This is a genomic window from Pseudomonas sp. RG1 (assembly GCF_025910115.1).
GTDB lineage: Bacteria > Pseudomonadota > Gammaproteobacteria > Pseudomonadales > Pseudomonadaceae > Aquipseudomonas > Aquipseudomonas atacamensis.
This window is the reverse complement of sequence record NZ_JAPCIK010000041.1, coordinates 26,044-45,573: the sequence shown is the minus strand read 5'-3', so window position 1 is coordinate 45,573 and position 19,530 is coordinate 26,044. Positions and strand designations below refer to the sequence as shown.

Sequence of the window (19,530 nt, the reverse complement as noted above, 5' to 3'; positions counted from 1 at the left end):
CCCCGGATGGTTTTCGTAGGTTCGGTGGGCAACACGTGTGGGAAATCGTTCGTTGCTGCGCAGCTTTGCTTTCAGGTTTGGCCGAAACGTCGTTATCTCTGTGCTCAAGCTGTCGCTAGACTCGTGGCTTACCCAGGAGATTGCCGTCATGCACGAGTATCTGAGCCCCGGCCGCTTCATCGATAGTGACCACCCGGCGGTGGTGGAGTTCGCCGAGCAGCATCGCGGTGCCAGTAATGATCCGCGTGAGCAGGCGATCAGTCTGTATTACGCCGTGCGCGAGGCGGTGCGCTACAACCCGTACACCTTCAGCCGTGATCCGCAAACCCTGCGCGGCAGTTACGCACTGGCAGCAGGGGAGAGTTACTGCGTGCCGAAAGCCACGCTGCTCGCCGGTTGTGCGCGGCATTGCGGGATCCCGGCGCGCATCGGTCTGGCCGATGTGCGCAATCATCTGTCGACGCCACGTCTGCTCGAGTTGCTGAAAAGCGATGTGTTTGCCATGCATGGCTACACCGAGCTGTTTCTCGACGGCCGCTGGGTCAAGGCGACGCCAGCGTTCAACCAGCAACTGTGCGAGTTGTTCAACGTCGCAGCGCTGGAGTTCGATGGCATCAATGACAGCGTTTTCCACCCGTTCAACCGTGACGGCGCGCAGTTGATGGACTATCTGCTCGATCACGGCCAATTCACCGATGTGCCGGAAACCTTCTTCTTCGAGCACCTGCAAAAGTGCTATCCGCATCTGTTCAGTGAGCAACTGCCGGTGCTGCTGGGCGATATGCAGGCCGATTTGAGTCGCACCTGATCCGGCGTATGCTGGCCGTCCACTCACTTGCAAAGAGGCGGTCATGCTGAAGATCTGGGGACGGAAAAATTCATCGAACGTCAGAAAGCCCTTGTGGGCTGCCGAAGAGCTGGGCCTGGCGTACGAGGCCATCGATGCCGGCGGCGCGTTCGGTGTGGTCGACACGCCCGAGTACCGCGCAATGAACCCCAATGGCCGGGTGCCGGTGATCGAGGATGACGGTTTCGTGCTGTGGGAATCCAACGCGATCGTGCGCTATCTGCTGGCCAAACACGCCCCGGACAGCGCCTGGTATCCGGCGGATGCGCAAGCCCGCGCCGCAGCGGACAAGTGGATGGACTGGACCACTTCCAGTTTCGCCGGACCGTTTCGCACGGTGTTCTGGGGTGTGCTGCGTACGCCTGCCGAAAAGCAGGACTGGAAGGCGATCAACGCCGCGATCAAGGAATGCGATGAATTGCTGAACATGGCCGACCATGCCTTGATCAGCCAGCCTTATCTCTCCGGCAATGACATCGGGATGGGAGACATCCCGCTGGGCAGTTTCATTTATGCCTGGTTCGAAATGCCCATCGAGCGCGCGCCGCAACCGCATCTGCAAGCCTGGTATGAACGCTTGAAACAGCGTCCGGCCTATCAGAAAGCGGTCATGACCGCGTTGACTTGATAATTACTATCGACACACTTGACTGTACTTGTGCGGCGGCGGCAAGCACCATTGCGAACTTGCGCCGCGGTTGTTTCCCTCGCCGCCCGCCCTTATTTACTTCTTTCCTTCCTTCTTGGTGCGTAAATCCGATATGAGTTCCGCTCTGTCCATCCGGCAGCTAACCAAAACCTACGGCAACGGGTTCCAGGCCTTGAGTGGTATCGATCTGGACGTCGCCGAAGGTGACTTTTTCGCCTTGCTCGGCCCCAACGGCGCCGGCAAATCCACAACCATCGGCATCCTCTCGACCCTGGTCAACAAGACCAGCGGCACCGTGAATATTTTCGGCAATGACCTGGACAAGAACCCGGCGGCGCTCAAGCGCTCGATCGGCGTGGTGCCGCAGGAATTCAACTTCAACCAGTTCGAAAAGACTTTCGACATCGTCGTGACCCAGGCCGGCTACTACGGCATTCCGGCGAAAGTCGCCAAGGAACGCGCCGAGCAGTACCTGACCCAGCTGGGGCTGTGGGACAAGCGTGATGTGCCGTCGCGTTCGCTGTCCGGCGGCATGAAACGGCGTCTGATGATTGCCCGTGCGCTGGTGCACGAACCGCGTCTGCTTATTCTTGATGAGCCGACTGCGGGCGTCGACATCGAGCTGCGCCGTTCGATGTGGACCTTCCTCACCGAGCTGAACCAGAAAGGCATCACCATCATTCTGACCACGCATTATCTGGAAGAGGCCGAGCAGCTGTGCCGCAACATCGGCATCATCGACCACGGCACCATCGTCGAAAACACCAGCATGAAACAGTTGCTGGGCCAGTTGCATGTGGAGACCTTTTTGCTTGACCTGAAGAACGACTTGAGCGCGGCGCCGCAATTGCTCGGCTACCCGGCCCGATTGCTCGACGGCCATACCCTCGAAGTCCAGGTCGATAAATCCATGGGCATCACGGCGCTGTTCACCCAGCTGGCGCAGCAGAACATCGAAGTGCTGAGCCTGCGTAACAAAACCAATCGCCTCGAGGAGTTGTTCGTGTCCCTGGTGGAGAAAAATCTGTCGAAGGTGGCGGTATGAGTTCCGAGTTCGGTCCCAACCTCGTCGCCCTGCAAACCATTGTCTACCGCGAGGTCAAACGCTTCATGCGGATCTGGCCGCAGACGTTGCTGCCGCCGGCGATCACCATGGTTCTGTACTTCGTGATCTTCGGCAACCTGATCGGCCGGCAGATCGGCGACATGGGCGGCTTCACTTACATGGAGTACATCGTGCCGGGGCTGATCATGATGTCGGTGATCACCAACTCCTACGGCAACGTGGTCTCGAGCTTCTTCGGCAGCAAGTTCCAGCGCTCGATCGAAGAGTTGATGGTCTCGCCGGTGTCACCGCACACGATCCTGATCGGCTTCACCATTGGTGGCGTATTGCGCGGTCTGGCGGTGGGTCTGATCGTGACGATCCTGTCGCTGTTCTTCACAGATTTGCAGGTGCATCACCTCGGCGTGACCATTCTGGTGGTAGTGCTGACCGCGACAATCTTCTCGCTGCTGGGCTTCATCAACGCGGTGTTTGCGCGCAACTTCGATGATATTTCGATCATTCCGACCTTTGTGCTGACCCCGCTGACTTACCTGGGCGGCGTGTTCTACTCGATCACTTTGCTGCCACCGTTCTGGCAGACCGTGTCGCTGGCCAACCCGGTGCTGCACATGGTCAACGCCTTCCGCTACGGCATCCTTGGTGTCTCGGATATCCGTATCGGCATCGCCATCACCTTCATGCTGGTGGCGACCGTGGTGCTGTATCTCGGCTGTGCGCGGTTGCTGGTGAGCGGGCGCGGGATGCGTACCTGATCCCGACCGCGTCGCTTTCTTCGCTAGCAGGCTCGCCCACATTGGAATGATGTTCTCTGTGGGAGCGAGCCTGCTCGCGAAGGGGCCAGCCCAGACACAACAAAAAACGGCCTCCCATAGCGGAGGCCGTTTTGCATTCACTTCTGCCGACTTTTCTTGCGCCGCCGCCATTGCCGCGCTACCCACCAGCGCCAGTACAGCATCACCAGAAAGTACGCGAGGACGCCAAGCACCAGACCGACGACCACCGAGCCCAACAAAAACGGCTGCCACAATGTCGACAGCTCACCGCTGATCCATTCCCAGGTCAGCTCGTCCGGCAGATGCCGCGCCGGCACATCCATCAGGAACGCCCCGGCCTGGTAGGTGCAGAAAAACACCGCCGGCATGGTGATCGGATTGGTCAGCCAGACCAGACTCACCGCGATCGGCATATTGCCGCGCACCATCACTGCCAATGCCGCCGCGACCAGCATCTGCGCGGGTATCGGCAGGAATGCCGCAAACAGGCCGACCGCCATCGCCCGGGCGACCGAGTGGCGGTTGAGATGCCAGAGGTTCGGGTCATGCAGCAACGTGCCGAGAAAGCGTAAGGATTTGTGTTCCCTGATGCTCGTCGGGTCGGGCATGTAACGTTTGAATAAGCGCCGGGGCATAAGGCTTCTCGGTCGGTTAAGGCGGCAAGTATGTCTGGATTCTACGAACCGCCCATTCAGACTTTGTGACAATTGTTGACGACGGTGGTGCCGCACACCCGCTATGCCTAAGGAGGGGACTCTCAAGGACGGGCATATGCGCACAGGGATGATGGCGCTGGCAGTCGGTCTGCTGGCCCCGGTTTTTTTGCCGGCCTTGCCGCCGGTCGGCTTGCTGGTAGTGCTGCCAGTGGTGGCGCTGATGCTGCTGCCGTTTCGCAGCTATCCATTGGCTTTTTTGCTGTTTGGTTTCACGTGGGCTTGTTTCAGTGCGCAGTGGGCGCTGACTGACCGCTTGCCACCGAGTCTGGACGGCGAGACCCGTTGGCTTGAAGGGCGAGTGGTCGGCTTGCCGCAACACAACGATGGCGTGGTGCGTTTCGAGTTGGCTGATGCGCGTTCACGGCACGAAAAGCTGCCGTCGCTGCTGCGCCTGGCCTGGTACGCCGGGCCGGCGGTGAATAGTGGTGAGCGGTGGCGTCTGGCGGTGAAATTGAAGCGCCCGAGTGGCTTGCTCAATCCGGATGCCTTCGATTACGAGGCCTGGCTGCTGGCGCAACGGATCGGGGCGACCGGCACGATCAAGGATGGCCAGCGCCTGGCTGAGGCCCGGTATGCATGGCGCGACGGTGTTCGCCAACGCCTGCTTGCGGCCGATGCACAAGGACGAGAGGGCGCGCTGGCGGCGCTGGTGCTTGGTGACGGTTCAGGCCTCAGTCGCGAGGATTGGCAGGTGCTGCAAGACACCGGCACCGTGCATTTGCTGGTGATCTCCGGCCAGCACATCGGCTTGCTCGCCGCAGTGATGTATCTGCTGGTCGCCGGGCTGGCGCGTTTCGGAGTCTGGCCGTTGCGCTGGCCATGGCTGCCGTGGGCGTGCGGCCTGGCCTTCACGGCGGCGCTGGGTTACGGCCTGCTCGCCGGTTTCGATGTGCCAGTGCAGCGCGCCTGCGTGATGGTGGCGCTGGTGCTGCTGTGGCGCCTGCGTTTTCGCCATCTTGGTGCGTGGTGGCCGTTATTGCTGGCGTTCAATGGCGTGCTGTTGTTCGATCCGCTGGCCAGTTTGCGTCCGGGTTTCTGGCTGTCCTTCGCGGCGGTGGCAGTGTTGATCTTCACTTTCGGCGGGCGGCTGGGGGCCTGGCGGTGGTGGCAGACCTGGACCCGCGCGCAGTGGCTGATCGCAATCGGCTTGTGTCCGGTATTGCTGGCGCTGAGCTTGCCGATCAGCGTCAGCGGGCCGGTAGCCAATCTGCTGGCCGTTCCGTGGGTCAGCCTCGTGGTGCTGCCGCCGGCATTGCTCGGCACGCTAATGCTGCCCGTGCCTTATGTTGGTGAAGGGCTGTTGTGGCTGGCCGGTGGTTTGATCGACTGGCTGTTTATCGGGCTAGCGCTGATCTCCGGGCAATGGCCGGCGTGGATACCTGCCGCGATTCCATGGTGGGCATTGGTCCTGGGCAGCCTTGGCGCGATTTTGTTGCTGTTGCCCCGTGGCGTGCCGCTGCGTCCGTTGGGCTGGCCGCTGCTGTTGCTTTTGGCATTGCCGCCCCGAGAGCAAACAGAAGAAGGGCGGGCCGATGTCTGGCAACTCGATGTTGGCCAGGGCCTGGCCATCCTCATCCGCACCCGCCATCACGCGCTTCTCTATGACGCCGGCCCGCGTTTCGGCGAGTTCGATCTCGGCGAGCGGGTGGTGCTGCCAGCGTTACGTAAACTCAATGTGCAAGCGCTCGACCTGATGCTGCTCAGCCACGCTGACGCCGATCACGCTGGCGGCGCTCGGGCGGTAATGCAGGGATTGAAGGTGCACCGCGTGGTCAGCGGCGATGTGCCAAACCTGCCGCCGGAGCTGAACGCCGAAGCCTGCGCAAGTGGCGAACAGTGGCAGTGGGATGGCGTGCAGTTCCAGCTTTGGCAATGGTCGGCGGCCGATGACAGCAACCAGCGCTCCTGTGTATTGCAGATCGTGGCCAACGGTGAACGCCTGCTGCTCACCGGCGATATCGACATTCGCGCCGAGCGCGTTCTGCTCGACAGCCCGCTGGCCGTGCCGACGCAGTGGCTGCAATCGCCACATCACGGCAGCCGCAGTTCATCATCGATGGCCCTGCTCAAAGCCTTGCAGCCCGAAGCGGTGCTGATCTCCCGTGGCCACGGCAACTCCTTCGGTCATCCGCATCCAACCGTGCTGGCGCGCTACCGCAAGCAAGGTCTGCGCATCTACGACAGCGCCGAGCACGGTGCCATTCATCTGCAACTGGGCAGCTTCAAACCGCCGTGGACGATGCGTCAACAGCGGCGTTTTCTGGCGCGATCCGCCGGTGGCTGGCCGTTGATCGGTGCCAGCATGGGTGCCACCTCACGGTCGTCGGGGCGGCGACTCTTAATCGCGGATCGGTATGGTAAAGTGGCGCACTTTTTCGAGGGGACTGTCACTGTGTGGGAATTGGTCAAATCCGGCGGCTGGATGATGTTGCCGATCATTCTGAGTTCCATCGCGGCCATGGCGATCGTCGCCGAGCGCCTGTGGACACTGCGCGCCAGTCGCGTCACCCCCGAGCATCTGCTGGGTCAGGTCTGGGTCTGGATCAAGGACAAGCAGCTCAACAAGGAAAAACTCAAGGAATTGCGCGCCAACTCGCCGCTGGGGGAAATCCTCGCCGCAGGCCTGGCCAATTCCAAGCATGGTCGCGAGATCATGAAAGAGTGCATCGAAGAGGCCGCCGCGCGGGTCATTCATGAACTCGAACGCTACATCAACGCACTCGGCACCATCGCCGCCATGGCGCCGCTGCTCGGCCTGCTCGGCACCGTGTTGGGCATGATCGACATTTTCAGTGCCTTCACCGGTTCCGGCATGACCACCAATGCTTCGGTACTGGCCGGCGGTATTTCCAAAGCGCTGATCACGACCGCAGCAGGCCTGATGGTCGGGATTCCAGCGGTGTTCTTCCACCGGTTTTTGCAGCGCCGCATCGACGAGCTGGTGGTCGGTATGGAGCAGGAAGCGATCAAACTGGTGGAAGTAGTGCAGGGCGACCGTGATGTCGATCTGGCCGAGGGCAAAGCGTGAAATTCCGCCGCAAGCCCCGGGAAACCGTAGACATCAACCTCGCGTCGCTGATTGACGTGGTGTTCATTCTGCTGCTGTTTTTCGTGGTCACTACCACTTTCACTCGGGAAACCCAGTTGCGCGTGGATCTGCCGGAAGCGGTCAGCGGTTCGCCTGCCGAAGATCAGCAGGTCAAACAGCTGGACGTCGCGATCAGTGCCGAAGGCGTGTTCTCGGTGAACAACAAGATTCTGCCGAAGAATGATCTGGCGACGCTGATGGAAGCCATGCAGAAAGAATCCAACGGCGACACCAACATGCCGTTGTCGATCAGTGCCGATGGCAAGGCCCAGCATCAATCAGTGATCACCGCCATGGACGCGGCCGGCAAGCTCGGTTTCAGCCATCTGCGCATGACCACGGTCGAGGCGGCGCCGAAATCCTGATGAGCCTGTCCGATCGCCTGCTCGCCGCGTGGTATCAGGGGCATCCGGCCCTGACGCTGCTGCGGCCACTGGAAATGCTGTATCGCCGTGTGGTGATCAACAAGCGTCAGCGCTTTCTCGACGGTCAAGGCGAGATCTACCAGTCGCCCGTGCCGTTGATCGTGGTCGGCAATATCACCGTTGGCGGTACCGGCAAGACGCCGATGATTCTCTGGCTGATCGAACATTGCCGACGCCGTGGACTGCGCGTCGGCGTGGTCAGTCGCGGTTACGGCGCCAAACCGCCGCAACTGCCGTGGCGGGTTGAGGCCGAGCACAGCGCCGAGATTGCCGGTGACGAGCCGTTGCTGATCGTCCAGCGCACCGGCGTGCCGCTGATGATCGATCCCGATCGCAGCGCCGCCGTCAAAGTCTTGATTGCCAGTGAGCCACTGGACCTGATTCTGTCTGACGACGGCATGCAGCATTATCGTCTGGCGCGGGATCTGGAACTGGTGCTGATCGATGCCGCACGGGGCCTGGGCAATCAGCGCTGTCTGCCGGCCGGGCCGTTGCGTGAGCCGGTCGAGCGCCTGCAAAGTGTCGATGGCGTGCTGTTCAACGGTGCCCTTGATGATCGCGACGATGGTTTCGCCTTCCGCCTGCAACCCACCGCGCTGGTCAATCTGCGCAGCGGCGAACGTCAGTCGCTCGAGCATTTCCCGCCCGGGCAAGCGCTGCATGCGGTGGCCGGGATCGGCAATCCGCAACGTTTCTTCAGTACCCTCGAAGCGCTAGACTGGCGGCCGATCACCCATGCATTTGCCGACCACGCCGAGTACAGCGTGCAGGCGTTGAATTTCACCCCGTCATTGCCGTTGGTGATGACCGAAAAGGACGCGGTGAAGTGCCGTGCCTTTGCTGCTGCCGACTGGTGGTATCTGGCGGTCGATGCCGTGCCGTCGCCAGCCTTCGTGGCCTGGTTCGACACTCAGCTGATGCGCCTGTTGCCGGATCGTCTGCTGCCTTAACTCTTTTATTTCTGGGAATGTTCATGGACACCAAACTGCTCGACATCCTCGCTTGCCCCGTGTGCAAAGGCCCACTCAAGCTCAGCGCCGACAAGACCGAACTGATCAGCAAGGGCGCCGGCCTGGCCTATCCGATCCGCGACGGCATCCCGGTGATGCTGGAAAGCGAAGCGCGCACCCTGACCACCGACGAGCGTCTGGATAAATGACCACAGCCTTCACCGTTGTCATCCCGTCGCGGTTCGCCTCGACCCGTCTGCCGGGCAAGCCGTTGCTGGATATTGCCGGCAAACCGATGATCCAGCATGTCTGGGAACAGGCGAGCAAAAGCAGCGCGACCCGCGTCGTTGTTGCAACTGACGATGCACGCATCGTCGAGGCATGCAAAAGCTTTGGCGCCGAAGTGGTGCTGACCCGTGAAGATCACAACTCCGGCACTGATCGTCTGGCCGAGGTCGCGGCTAAACTGGGCCTTGCGCCTGATGCGATCGTGGTCAACGTCCAGGGCGATGAGCCGCTGATTCCGCCAAGCGTGATCGACCAGGTCGCCGCCAACCTTGCTGCCCACACCGAAGCGCGCATGGCCACGCTGGCTGAGCCGATCGAAGACGTGGAGACCCTGTTCAACCCCAACGTGGTCAAGGTCGCCAGCGACATAAACGGCCTCGCGCTGACTTTCAGCCGCGCGACCTTGCCATGGGCACGCGATGCATTTGCCAAGAGCCGCGAGCAGCTGCCAGAAGGCGTGCCCTATCGCCGCCACATCGGTATTTATGCCTATCGCGCCGGGTTCCTCCACGACTTCGTGAGCTGGGGGCCGTGCTGGCTGGAAAATACCGAATCTCTTGAGCAACTGCGTGCCTTGTGGCACGGCGTGCGTATCCATGTTGCCGACGCGCTGATCGCGCCGCCGACCGGTGTCGACACCGTTGAAGACCTTGAGCGGGTTCGTCGCCTGCTGGGGGCCTGATGCGCGTTCTGTTTGTGTGCCTGGGCAACATCTGCCGTTCGCCCACCGCTGAAGGCGTGTTGCGTCACAAGTTGCGTGAAGCCGGGCTGGCCGATGTGGTCGAAGTGGCCTCCGCCGGCACCGGTGACTGGCACGTCGGCAACCCGCCGGACAAGCGCAGCCAGGCCGCGGCGAAAGTGCGCGGTTATGACCTGTCGACGCAACGCGCGCAGCAGGTCAGCCGGGCCGATTTCGCCAGCTACGACCTGATTCTCGCCATGGACAACAGCAATCTGCGCAATCTCAAGGCCCTGCAGCCGTCCACCGGCAGAGCCGAGCTGGATCTGTTTTTGCGTCGTTATTCCGGGCTGGTCGATGAAGTGCCGGATCCGTATTACGACGGTGATCAGGGTTTCGAACAGGTGCTCGATCTGATCGAAGCGGCCTGCGACCAGTTGCTGATCGAAGTGAAGGGCCGTTTATGAGTTTGCAGGTCCAACCGCAAGTATCGTTGCAGGCCTTCAATACGTTTGGCGTCGATGTGCGCGCGCAGCTGTTTGCCGAAGCCCGCAGTGATGACGATGTCCGCGAAGCGCTGGCCTATGCCGCTTCCCATGACGTGCCGTTGCTGGTGATCGGCGGCGGCAGCAACTTGCTGCTCACGGCGGATATTGCGGCGTTGGTATTGCGCATGGCCACGCGCGGCATCCGCGTGCTCAGCGACGATGGCAGTCGCGTGGTGGTCGAGGCGGAAGCGGGCGAACCGTGGCATCCGTTCGTGCAGCACACGCTGGCCGCGGGTTTTGCCGGGCTGGAAAACCTCAGCCTGATTCCCGGCACCGTCGGCGCCGCGCCGATGCAGAACATCGGCGCCTATGGTGTCGAGATCAAGGACGTGTTTGCCGGCCTGACTGCGCTGGACCGCGAGAGCGGCGAGCTGCGGGATTTCAGCCTGGAGCAGTGCAATTTCGGCTACCGCGACAGTGTGTTCAAGCAGCAGCCGGGACGTTGGCTGATCCTGCGGGTGCGCTTCAAGCTTGATCGCGCCGCGCACCTGCATCTGGAATACGGCCCGGTCCGTCAGCGCCTGAGCGAGCAGGGCATCGAGCAGCCGACGCCCAGCGATGTCAGCCGCGCCATCTGCAGCATCCGCAGTGAAAAACTGCCGGACCCGGCGGTGCTCGGCAATGCCGGCAGCTTTTTCAAGAATCCGCTGGTGCCTGCCGCTGTGGTCACGCAGATCAAAGCGCAGCACCCGGATCTGGTGGCTTACCCGCAAGCGGACGGGCAGATGAAACTGGCCGCTGGCTGGCTGATCGAACGCGCCGGCTGGAAGGGTTTTCGCGATGGCGATGCCGGCGTGCACAAGTTGCAGGCGCTGGTGCTGGTCAACTACGGCACGGCCACCGGCCTGCAACTGCTCGACCTGGCGCAACGTATCCAGAAAGACATCGCCGAACGGTTTCATGTCGAACTGGAAATGGAGCCCAACCGCTATTGAGGCTACGCTTGCCTGACGCCATCAAAAGCCCTGCACTGATGAAAAAGTGCAGGGCTTTTTTGTTAATGCTGGGTTAACTTAGCGAGCTAACGATACCAACCATTTGCTCCACCCAAAGGCCCGGTGCAGACGTTCCCGTCGGCGCAAGAGAGCCTGATTAGCCTGAGTCGATCTGCGCGAACCCACCGCTGATTTTCCGGCGGCAGATTGCTCGACCCCATAACCACTAAAAAATATGCGGGCGTGCCCATGATTACCATGAAACTCAACGGTCAAGACCACTCCCTCGATGTCACCGAAGACATGCCGCTGTTGTGGGCGATTCGTGACGTCGCCGGATACAACGGCACCAAATTCGGTTGCGGCATGGGCCTGTGCGGCGCCTGCACCATCCATATCGACGGTTTGCCGGCACGCAGTTGCATCACGCCGATCGGCTCGGTAATCGGCCAGAACGTCACCACCATCGACAATCTCCACGCCGATCCGGTCGGCAAGGTCGTGCAGCAAGCCTGGCTCGACAGCGCCGTGGCTCAATGCGGTTATTGCCAAGGCGGGCAGATCATGTCGGCCACCGCTCTGCTGAAAACCAACCCCAACCCGAGCGACGAGCAGATCGAAGAAGCCATGGTCGGCAACATCTGCCGCTGCGGCACCTACAACCGGATCAAAACCGCGATCCGCCAGGCCTCCACCCACCTGAAGGAGGTGAAGGCATGAGCCGCGTCCCGAATGATTTCGCCCTGAGCAACCTCAGCCGCCGTGGTTTTCTCAAAGGCGTCGGCGCCACCAGCGCGCTGGTCCTCGCCGCGAGCTGGGGCTGGCAGGATGCGTTGGCCGATGACGCTGCGAAGAAATTTGGCGCCGACGGCATGCCCAATGGCTGGATCGACGATCCCAAGGTCTACGTGAGCATTGCTGCCGATGGCAGCGTCACCGTGGTGTGCAACCGTTCGGAAATGGGCCAGGGCGTGCGCACCAGCCTGAGCATGGTGGTTGCCGATGAACTTGAGGCCGATTGGGCGCAGGTCAAAGTGCAGCAGGCGCCGGGCGACGAAGTGCGCTTCGGCAACCAGGACACCGATGGTTCGCGCAGCATGCGTCACTGGTACGAGCCGATGCGTCGTTGCGGCGCCGCCGCGCGGACCATGCTCGAACAGGCCGCCGCTGCGCAGTGGAAAGTGCCGGCTGGCGAATGCCATGCGCAACTGCACAAAGTCATTCACAAACCGTCCGGACGTGAACTGGGCTACGGCGAACTCGCCGCTGCCGCCAGTGCGCTGGCAGTACCGGCACGTGACAGCCTGCGACTCAAGCAGCCGTCGGAATTTCGCTACATCGGCAAGGAAGGCACCAAGGCCATCGACGGTGCCGACATCGTCAATGGCCGCGCAGTGTACGGCGCCGACGTGCATTTCGACGGCATGCTCTACGCCACTATCGCTCGCCCGGCAGTGTACGGCGGCAAGGTCAAAAGCCTCGATGACAGCGCCGCGCTGAAAGTCCCCGGCGTGCTAAAAGTCATGCAGATCGAAGGCCGGCCATTGCCGTCAGAGTTCCAGCCATTGGGCGGCGTCGCGGTTGTGGCCAGCAACACCTGGGCGGCGATCAAGGGTCGCGAGGCGCTGAAGATCGAGTGGGACGACGGCCCGAATGCCAGTTATGACTCGATTGCCTATCGCAAAGAGCTTGAAGCCGCGTCGCTGAAGGCCGGCAAAGTGGTGCGCAACACCGGTGATATCGACAAGGCCTTGAGCGGCGCCGCCAGCACTCTCGAGGCCTCGTATTACCTGCCGCACTTGGCGCAGGCGCCGATGGAACCGATGGTCGCTATCGCCCGTTACAAGGACGGCGTGTGCGAAGCCTGGGCGCCAAGTCAGGCACCGCAGGTCACCCGTGAGCGCATCGCCGAGCGTCTTGGCGTGCCGTTCGAAAAGGTCACCGTCAACGTGACATTGCTGGGCGGTGGTTTCGGTCGCAAGTCGAAACCGGACTTCGTCGTTGAAGCGGCGATTCTCGCCAAGGAGTTCCCGGGCAAGGCTGTACGGGTGCAGTGGACGCGCGAAGACGACATCCACAATTCGTATTTCCACACTGTGTCGGCGGAATATCTCAAGGCCGGCATCGACAAGAACGGCATGCCATCCGGGTGGCTGCATCGCACCGTGGCGCCAAGCATCACCGCGCTGTTTGCGCCGGACATGAACCACGAAGCGGCGTTCGAGCTGGGCATGGGCTTTACCAACATGGCCTATGCGATTCCCAACGTGCGCCTGGAAAACCCCGAAGCCAAGGTACACACGCGGGTCGGCTGGTATCGCTCGGTGTCGAACATTCCCCACGGCTTCGCGATTCAGAGCTTCGTCGATGAACTGGCGCACAAGGCCGGGGAAGATCCGCTCAAGTACCAGATCAAATTGCTCGGCCCGGACCGGCAGATCGATCCACGCACCTTGAGCGAAGAGTGGAATTACGGCGAATCGCCCGAGCGTTATCCGATCGACACCGGGCGCATGCGCACGGTGCTGGAAACTGCCGCCAAGGCCGCCGGTTGGGGGCGCAAACTGCCCAAGGGTCGTGGTCTCGGTCTGGCGGTGCATTACAGCTTCGTCACCTATGTGGCGGCGGTGATTGAAGTCGAGGTCAAGGACGACGGTTCGCTGATCGTGCACAAGGCCGACATCGCCGTGGACTGCGGGCCGCAGATCAACCCTGAGCGCATCCGTTCGCAGTTCGAAGGTGCGTGTGTCATGGGCCTGGGCAACGCTGTGCTCGGTGAGATCAGCTTCAAGGAAGGCAAGGTCCAGCAGGACAACTTCCATATGTACGAGGTCGCGCGCATGTCGCTGGCGCCCAAGGAAGTCGCGGTGCATCTGGTCACGCCGCCGGGTGACGTGCCGTTGGGTGGCGTTGGTGAGCCGGGCGTGCCGCCGATTGCGCCGGCGCTGTGCAATGCGATCTTCGCCGCCACCGGCAAGCGCATCCGCAATCTGCCGGTGCGGTATCAGTTGCAGGGCTGGCAGAAGGCGCAAGCGTAATGGACAGCGTCGATCTCAACGTTCTGCGCAGCGTCCTCGAGTGGCGCCGCGCCGGACAGCGGGTGGTGCTGTTCAGCGTGGTGCAGACGTGGGGCACCGCGCCGCGCTCGCCCGGCGCCATGCTCGCCTTGCGCGAGGACGGCGTGGTGATCGGTTCGGTGTCAGGTGGCTGTGTCGAAGATGACCTGATCGCGCGGCTGCACGACGGCCGCATTGCCACCGATGGTCCGCCAGTGCAGATGATTACCTACGGCGTGACCCGCGAGGAGGCCGCGCGTTTCGGCCTGCCTTGCGGCGGCACCCTGCGCCTGACCGAAGAGCGCGTCGGTGACCCGGCGTGGGTCGCCGAGCTGCTGCAGCGTTGCGAAAACCATGAAATCGTCGCCCGGGAACTGAACATCGAAACCGGCGAGGTGCGGCTGGCTCCGGCGAGCAAGTCCGATTCGCTGGTGTTCGACGGCAAGACTCTGCGAGCGATTTATGGTCCGCGCTGGCGCTTGTTGCTGATCGGTGCCGGGCAGTTGTCGCGCTACGTCGCCGACATGGCGCGGCTGCTGGATTTCGAAGTGCTGATCTGCGATCCGCGCACCGAGTTCGTTTACGGCTGGGAAGAGCAGCATGGCCGTTTCGTCCCCGGCATGCCGGATGAAGCTGTGCTGAACATCCAGACCGACGAGCGCACGGCAATTGTCGCCTTGACTCACGATCCACGCCTGGACGATATGGCTTTGCTCACTGCGCTCGACTCGCCGGCGTTCTACGTCGGCGCGCTCGGTTCGCGGGTCAACAGCCAGAAGCGCCGGGAAAATCTGGCTCAGCTAGGCTTGTCGCAAGCATCGATTGATCGCTTGCACGGGCCGATCGGCCTGCACATCGGCAGTCATTCGCCGGCAGAGATCGCCTTGTCGTTGCTGGCGGAAATTGTCGCGATCAAGAACGGTGTGGAGCTGAAACAGAAAAAACCGCTGGAGGGTGCATGAGCCAATCCATCGCAGTGATTGTGCTGGCGGCGGGCGAGGGCAAACGCTTTCGCCAGATCGCCGGCCCCGACAAAGATAAATTGCTCGCTGACTGCACCGGGCGTGACGGCGCGGTGCGCTCGGTCATCGAGCAGGTGCTGGTGAACCTGCCGGCCAGTCTCGACAAGCGCGTGCTGGTCACCACCGAGGCTCGACCGCAGGCGATGCGCATGGCTCAGGCTTACGGCTGGGACGTGGTGTCGATCGAATCGACCGGCATGGGCGACAGCATTGCCGCAGGTGTTGCTGCTTGCCCGGACGCTGATGGCTGGTTGATTGTGCTCGGCGATATGCCGTTTATCTCGCCTTCGAGTATCGAGAGAGTGGTCGCGGCGATGGCTGATGATGCGGTGAGCGTGCCGGTGCTGGGTGGCGAGTTTGGCCATCCTGTGGGGTTTGGTCGCTCGTTTGGCGCGCAGTTGCAGGCGCTGACCGGCGATCGTGGCGCACGGCCGTTGTTTGCGCAGGGTAGGGTGGTTGAGGTGGCGGTAGATGATCCGGGGGTGTTGTGGGATATCGATGTGCCTGAATCTCTGGTATTTCCTCAGCCCTGAGCCGTGTTGAAATCCCTTGTGGGAGTGAGCCTGCTCGCGAATGCGATGGTTCAGTTACATGAATATTGTCTGACCCAGCGCTTTCGCGAGCAGGCTTGCTCCCACAAAGGTTGTGGATAATGCTGGAATTTCAGGCATAAAAAAGCCCCGCCAGGCTCTCACCAGGCGGGGCTTTTTATTGGCTTCAGGAATTACACGAGTGGTTTAGGCTCGTGCTCTTTTTCCTGGGCTTCTTCGCGCTGTTCAACTGCATCCTGAACGGAGCGTGGTGCTTCAGCGATCACCGATTCTACCGATGCTTCTTCCGCGACCGGGGCAGGAGCTGCCTCGGTCACTTCAGCTGCAGGGGCTGGTTCGGCAGCAACCGGAGTTGCAGCGGCGGCCAGTTCGGCTTCCTTCTGCAGACGCTCGGCTTCACGCTTGCGACGACGCACTTCACGCGGGTCGTTTGGCGCGCGGCCGTTCGGCGTCAGGGCGCTGACCGGAGCCGGCGCTTCAACCACTGGCGCTGGCGCTGGCGCTTCGACTGCGGGTGGTGCTTCTTCAACCTGAGCCTCGGCAACCGGAGCTTCAACCACTGGTGTCGGCGCCGGCTCTGCTGCTGCAACTACTGGCTCGGAAACCATGGCTTGCGGCACTTCGGCTTCAGCGACTGGCGCTGGAGTTTCAGTGACGGCTGGCTCGGCAACCCAGTTGAACGCAGTCTGCTCTTCGCGAACTTCACGCACGGTCTTGGTCACGTTTTCGCTGACGGTTTCTACCGCTGGCTCAGTGATGGCCGTTGGTGCTTCGACGACAGCTTCCGGTTCGGCAGTTGCTTCAGCCTGAGGTTGAGCTTCGCGGACCGGAGCGACTTCGATTTCCGGTGCAGCAGTCGCTTCCACTGGAGTGGTGGCTTCGACAACCGGCGCTTCGACTGGAGCAGTTTCCAGTGTGGCGGCGGTGGCGCGTTCAGCCTGCTCGTGAGCTTCGGCTTCTGCCGGAGCGCTGATGGTGCTGCTGGCAACGGCGGCGGTGACGGCCAGGCCAGCGGCCAGATCGGCAGTGCTTGGCTCGCCAGCGTTTTCAGCGGACTCGGATTCTTCCGAACCTTCGATCACGTTGCCGTTGGCATCACGTTGACGCTCGCGACGGTTGCTGCGACGACGCTGGCCACGGGAGCGACGACGTGGACGATCGCCTTCGGCGGTATCCTGACCGTCTTCCGGCAGTTGCTCTTCGTTGTTGCTGTTCACTTCTTCTTCAGCGACGGCAGCAGCGGCCTGCTCGGCACGCGGTTGACGCTCTTCACGCGGTGGACGCGGAGCGCGTTCTTCGCGTGGCTGACGGGCCGGACGCTCTTCAGCGGTCACGGCAGCAACGGCTGCGGCTGCGGCTGGCGCGGCGTCCAGCGGCTCGCGCAGTTCACGCACGCGTTCTTCACGCTCGCCACGCGGCTTGCGATCTTCACGTGGGGCACGCGGTGCACGTTCTTCACGCGGGGCACGTGGTGCGCGCTCTTCGCGGGCTACCGGCGCTTCGCTGCGGGTTTCACGCGGCTCGCGGGCTTCACGTGGCTGGCGCTCTTCGCGCGGCTCGCGTGGTGCGCGCTCTTCACGTGGAGCACGTTCTTCGCGCGGCTTGCGTTCTTCATCGCGGCGACCGTTACGGTTGCGGCTCTGCTGACGACCGTTGCGGCGCTCTTCGTTGCGGGCAGGACGCTCGGTGGCAGCCGGTTTCGCAACCGCGACCGGTGCGGCTGGCTCTTCCTTGGTGGCGAACAGGCTGACCAGCGACTTCACCAGGCCCTTGAACAGGCTTGGCTCAGGCGCGGCAACCGGTGCAGGAGCAGGTGCGGCAGGGGCAACTTCAGTCGGCACCGGTGCATTGGCACGGGCCGGCGCGGTTTTCACTGCAGCTTCCTGGCGAACCAGAGTGCGAGTCGCAGCGGCTGGCTGGACTTCTTCGACTTCGGCAGCGGCGGCAGCGATTTCGTAGCTGGACTGGTTGGTCGCGGCTTCCGGGCTGTCGTCACGCAGACGCTGAACTTCAAAGTGCGGCGTCTCGAGGTGATCGTTCGGCAGAATGACGATACGGGCACGGGTGCGCAGTTCGATCTTGGTGATCGAGTTGCGTTTTTCGTTGAGCAGGAACGCAGCGACCGGGATCGGCACTTGCGCGCGAACTTCGGCGGTGCGGTCTTTCAGGGCTTCTTCTTCGATCAGGCGCAGAATGGCCAGCGACAGCGATTCAACGTCACGGATGATGCCGGTGCCGTTGCAACGCGGGCAGACGATGCCGCTGCTTTCGCCCAGCGATGGACGCAGGCGCTGACGGGACATTTCCAGCAGGCCGAAACGCGAGATGCGACCGATCTGCACGCGGGCACGGTCAGCTTCCAGGCATTCACGGACTTTTTCTTCCACGGCGCGCTGGTTCTTGGCCGGGGTCATGTCGATGAAGTCGATGACGATCAGGCCGCCGATGTCGCGCAGGCGCAACTGACGGGCGATTTCTTCGGCGGCTTCAAGGTTGGTCTGCAGGGCGGTTTCTTCGATGTCGCTGCCTTTGGTGGCGCGCGCCGAGTTGATGTCGATCGACACCAGGGCTTCGGTCGGATCGATGACGATGGAGCCGCCGGAAGGCAGTTCGACGACGCGCTGGAACGCGGTCTCGATCTGGCTTTCGATCTGGAACCGGTTGAACAGCGGCACGCTGTCTTCGTACAGCTTGATCTTGCTGGCGTACTGCGGCATCACCTGGCGGATGAAGGTCAGGGCTTCGTCCTGGGCTTCAACGCTGTCGATCAGCACTTCGCCGATGTCCTGGCGCAGGTAATCGCGGATGGCGCGGATGATCACGTTGCTTTCCTGGTAGATCAGGAATGGCGCGGAGCGATCCAGCGAGGCTTCTTTGATGGCGGTCCACAGTTGCAGCAGGTAGTCGAGGTCCCACTGCATTTCTTCGCTGCTGCGGCCCAGGCCGGCAGTGCGCACGATCAGACCCATGTCGGCCGGAGCAACCAGGCCGTTCAGCGCTTCACGCAGTTCGTTGCGCTCTTCACCTTCGATGCGACGGGAGATGCCGCCGGCACGCGGGTTGTTCGGCATCAGTACGAGGTAACGACCGGCCAGGCTGATGAAGGTGGTCAGGGCGGCGCCCTTGTTGCCACGTTCTTCTTTCTCGACCTGAACGATGACTTCCTGGCCTTCGCTCAGGACGTCCTTGATGTTGACGCGGCCTTCTGGGGCTTTCTTGAAGTATTCGCGGGAGATTTCTTTGAGGGGCAGGAAGCCGTGGCGCTCGGAGCCGAAATCGACAAAGGCAGCCTCAAGGCTTGGTTCGATGCGAGTGATACGGCCTTTATAGATGTTGGCCTTCTTCTGCTCGCGTGCACCGGATTCGATGTCCAGGTCGTAGAGGCGCTGGCCATCTACCAGTGCAACACGCAACTCTTCGGGTTGAGTTGCGTTAATCAGCATTCTTTTCATGTAGTACCGTCGGTTTCCGGGCTGCCGGAAACGGCGTTCGGCACACACGACTTCTCACGGTCGGTGTCAGGTGCGTCGGGAGTGGTTGGCCATTCCCGTGTCCAGCGATGTGCGGCCAATTGGGCCGATACCGCGACGTACGCGTCCTGCTTGCTGTGGCTACTTAAGCACTCAGTCAGGAGGAGGAATCAACCAGCGGCTGTGGACGAGATGAAGCGTCTTGATCAAAGCTTGTTGCTACACAGTCCGGCGGTTGTGCATCTCCACCCTACACGTATCCCTGATAATTCGGGTGCTGCCGCGCGCAGAATCCGCAGCGGGTTGGCATTTACCGTGAGCTCCGAAAGGGGAGGTCACGCATCATGGCTAATTCAGGCGATGTTTCCGAAGCAATCGCTCGGGGTCATTCGCAGTCGACTGCACTTTGTGAACTGGCCTTGAATGTTGCCTGCCGGGCGAGTGAGAACTCTGCTCGGCGGTGT

17 protein-coding genes and 1 pseudogene are annotated in these 19,530 nt (G+C 61.9%); 16 read left to right on the top strand and 2 right to left on the bottom strand.

The genetic code is table 11. The annotated features are described in order from the left end of the window. Nucleotides 1-148: 148 nt before the first annotated feature. The 4 genes from OK411_RS20755 to OK411_RS20740 all read left to right on the top strand — a co-directional run bounded on the left by OK411_RS20755 (nucleotide 149) and on the right by OK411_RS20740 (nucleotide 3,317). A complete protein-coding gene (locus OK411_RS20755; RefSeq protein ID WP_264365619.1) occupies nucleotides 149-808 on the top strand; it encodes a transglutaminase-like domain-containing protein in 660 nt (219 codons plus the stop codon). A gap of 43 nt (nucleotides 809-851) precedes the next feature. Beyond that, nucleotides 852-1,475: a glutathione S-transferase family protein gene (locus OK411_RS20750; RefSeq protein WP_024013937.1), complete on the top strand. Its 624-nt coding sequence runs from the start codon at nucleotides 852-854 to the stop codon at nucleotides 1,473-1,475. Nucleotides 1,476-1,608: 133 nt separating this feature from the next. Beyond that, nucleotides 1,609-2,541 (top strand): ABC transporter ATP-binding protein, encoded by a 933-nt coding sequence (locus tag OK411_RS20745; protein ID WP_016771010.1) that lies wholly within the window; start codon nucleotides 1,609-1,611, stop codon nucleotides 2,539-2,541. Further along, nucleotides 2,538-3,317: an ABC transporter permease gene (locus tag OK411_RS20740; RefSeq protein WP_039760202.1), complete on the top strand. Its 780-nt coding sequence runs from the start codon at nucleotides 2,538-2,540 to the stop codon at nucleotides 3,315-3,317. The genes OK411_RS20745 and OK411_RS20740 overlap by 4 nt, the downstream gene beginning before the upstream one ends. A gap of 137 nt (nucleotides 3,318-3,454) precedes the next feature. Here OK411_RS20740 and OK411_RS20735 read toward each other — a convergent pair whose 3' ends face one another. After that, nucleotides 3,455-3,973, bottom strand: a complete 519-nt coding sequence (locus tag OK411_RS20735; protein WP_016770668.1) for a DUF2062 domain-containing protein — start codon at nucleotides 3,971-3,973, stop codon at nucleotides 3,455-3,457. A gap of 136 nt (nucleotides 3,974-4,109) precedes the next feature. On the opposite strand from OK411_RS20735, the pseudogene OK411_RS20730 reads away from it, so the two are divergent. The 12 genes and pseudogenes from OK411_RS20730 (at nucleotide 4,110) to OK411_RS20675 (ending at nucleotide 15,578) form a co-directional block, all read left to right on the top strand. Beyond that, nucleotides 4,110-6,345 (top strand): annotated as a pseudogene (locus tag OK411_RS20730) (DNA internalization-related competence protein ComEC/Rec2). A 101-nt stretch (nucleotides 6,346-6,446) separates the two neighbouring features. Beyond that, the gene (locus tag OK411_RS20725; protein ID WP_016771007.1) at nucleotides 6,447-7,082 is read left to right on the top strand and encodes a MotA/TolQ/ExbB proton channel family protein; all 636 of its coding nucleotides are present in this window, start codon (nucleotides 6,447-6,449) and stop codon (nucleotides 7,080-7,082) included. Next, nucleotides 7,079-7,507 (top strand): ExbD/TolR family protein, encoded by a 429-nt coding sequence (locus tag OK411_RS20720; RefSeq protein ID WP_016771006.1) that lies wholly within the window; start codon nucleotides 7,079-7,081, stop codon nucleotides 7,505-7,507. Before OK411_RS20725 ends, OK411_RS20720 begins: the two co-directional genes overlap by 4 nt. Then, nucleotides 7,507-8,517, top strand: a complete 1,011-nt coding sequence (gene lpxK / locus OK411_RS20715) for a tetraacyldisaccharide 4'-kinase (RefSeq protein WP_264365618.1) — start codon at nucleotides 7,507-7,509, stop codon at nucleotides 8,515-8,517. Before OK411_RS20720 ends, lpxK begins: the two co-directional genes overlap by 1 nt. A gap of 23 nt (nucleotides 8,518-8,540) precedes the next feature. Next, entirely contained in the window at nucleotides 8,541-8,726 is a 186-nt protein-coding gene (locus tag OK411_RS20710) for a Trm112 family protein (protein WP_003179363.1), read from the top strand. After that, nucleotides 8,723-9,487, top strand: coding sequence for a 3-deoxy-manno-octulosonate cytidylyltransferase (gene kdsB / locus OK411_RS20705; RefSeq protein WP_024013932.1), 765 nt, complete (start codon nucleotides 8,723-8,725; stop codon nucleotides 9,485-9,487). The genes OK411_RS20710 and kdsB overlap by 4 nt, the downstream gene beginning before the upstream one ends. Further along, a complete protein-coding gene (locus OK411_RS20700; protein WP_130927674.1) occupies nucleotides 9,487-9,951 on the top strand; it encodes a low molecular weight protein-tyrosine-phosphatase in 465 nt (154 codons plus the stop codon). The genes kdsB and OK411_RS20700 overlap by 1 nt, the downstream gene beginning before the upstream one ends. Continuing rightward, nucleotides 9,948-10,967: a UDP-N-acetylmuramate dehydrogenase gene (gene murB / locus OK411_RS20695; protein ID WP_136492924.1), complete on the top strand. Its 1,020-nt coding sequence runs from the start codon at nucleotides 9,948-9,950 to the stop codon at nucleotides 10,965-10,967. The genes OK411_RS20700 and murB overlap by 4 nt, the downstream gene beginning before the upstream one ends. A 249-nt stretch (nucleotides 10,968-11,216) precedes the next feature. Beyond that, the gene (locus OK411_RS20690) at nucleotides 11,217-11,687 is read left to right on the top strand and encodes a (2Fe-2S)-binding protein (RefSeq protein WP_136492925.1); all 471 of its coding nucleotides are present in this window, start codon (nucleotides 11,217-11,219) and stop codon (nucleotides 11,685-11,687) included. Beyond that, entirely contained in the window at nucleotides 11,684-14,005 is a 2,322-nt protein-coding gene (locus OK411_RS20685; RefSeq protein WP_024013929.1) for a xanthine dehydrogenase family protein molybdopterin-binding subunit, read from the top strand. Before OK411_RS20690 ends, OK411_RS20685 begins: the two co-directional genes overlap by 4 nt. Next, on the top strand, nucleotides 14,005-14,985 hold the full coding sequence (locus tag OK411_RS20680) for an XdhC family protein (RefSeq protein WP_016770998.1): 981 nt from the start codon (nucleotides 14,005-14,007) through the stop codon (nucleotides 14,983-14,985). The genes OK411_RS20685 and OK411_RS20680 overlap by 1 nt, the downstream gene beginning before the upstream one ends. Next, nucleotides 14,982-15,578, top strand: coding sequence for a nucleotidyltransferase family protein (locus tag OK411_RS20675; RefSeq protein ID WP_136492926.1), 597 nt, complete (start codon nucleotides 14,982-14,984; stop codon nucleotides 15,576-15,578). Before OK411_RS20680 ends, OK411_RS20675 begins: the two co-directional genes overlap by 4 nt. 191 nt (nucleotides 15,579-15,769) lie before the next feature. Here OK411_RS20675 and rne read toward each other — a convergent pair whose 3' ends face one another. Beyond that, the gene (rne, locus tag OK411_RS20670; protein WP_264365617.1) at nucleotides 15,770-19,048 is read right to left on the bottom strand and encodes a ribonuclease E; all 3,279 of its coding nucleotides are present in this window, start codon (nucleotides 19,046-19,048) and stop codon (nucleotides 15,770-15,772) included. Nucleotides 19,049-19,530: the final 482 nt, after the last annotated feature.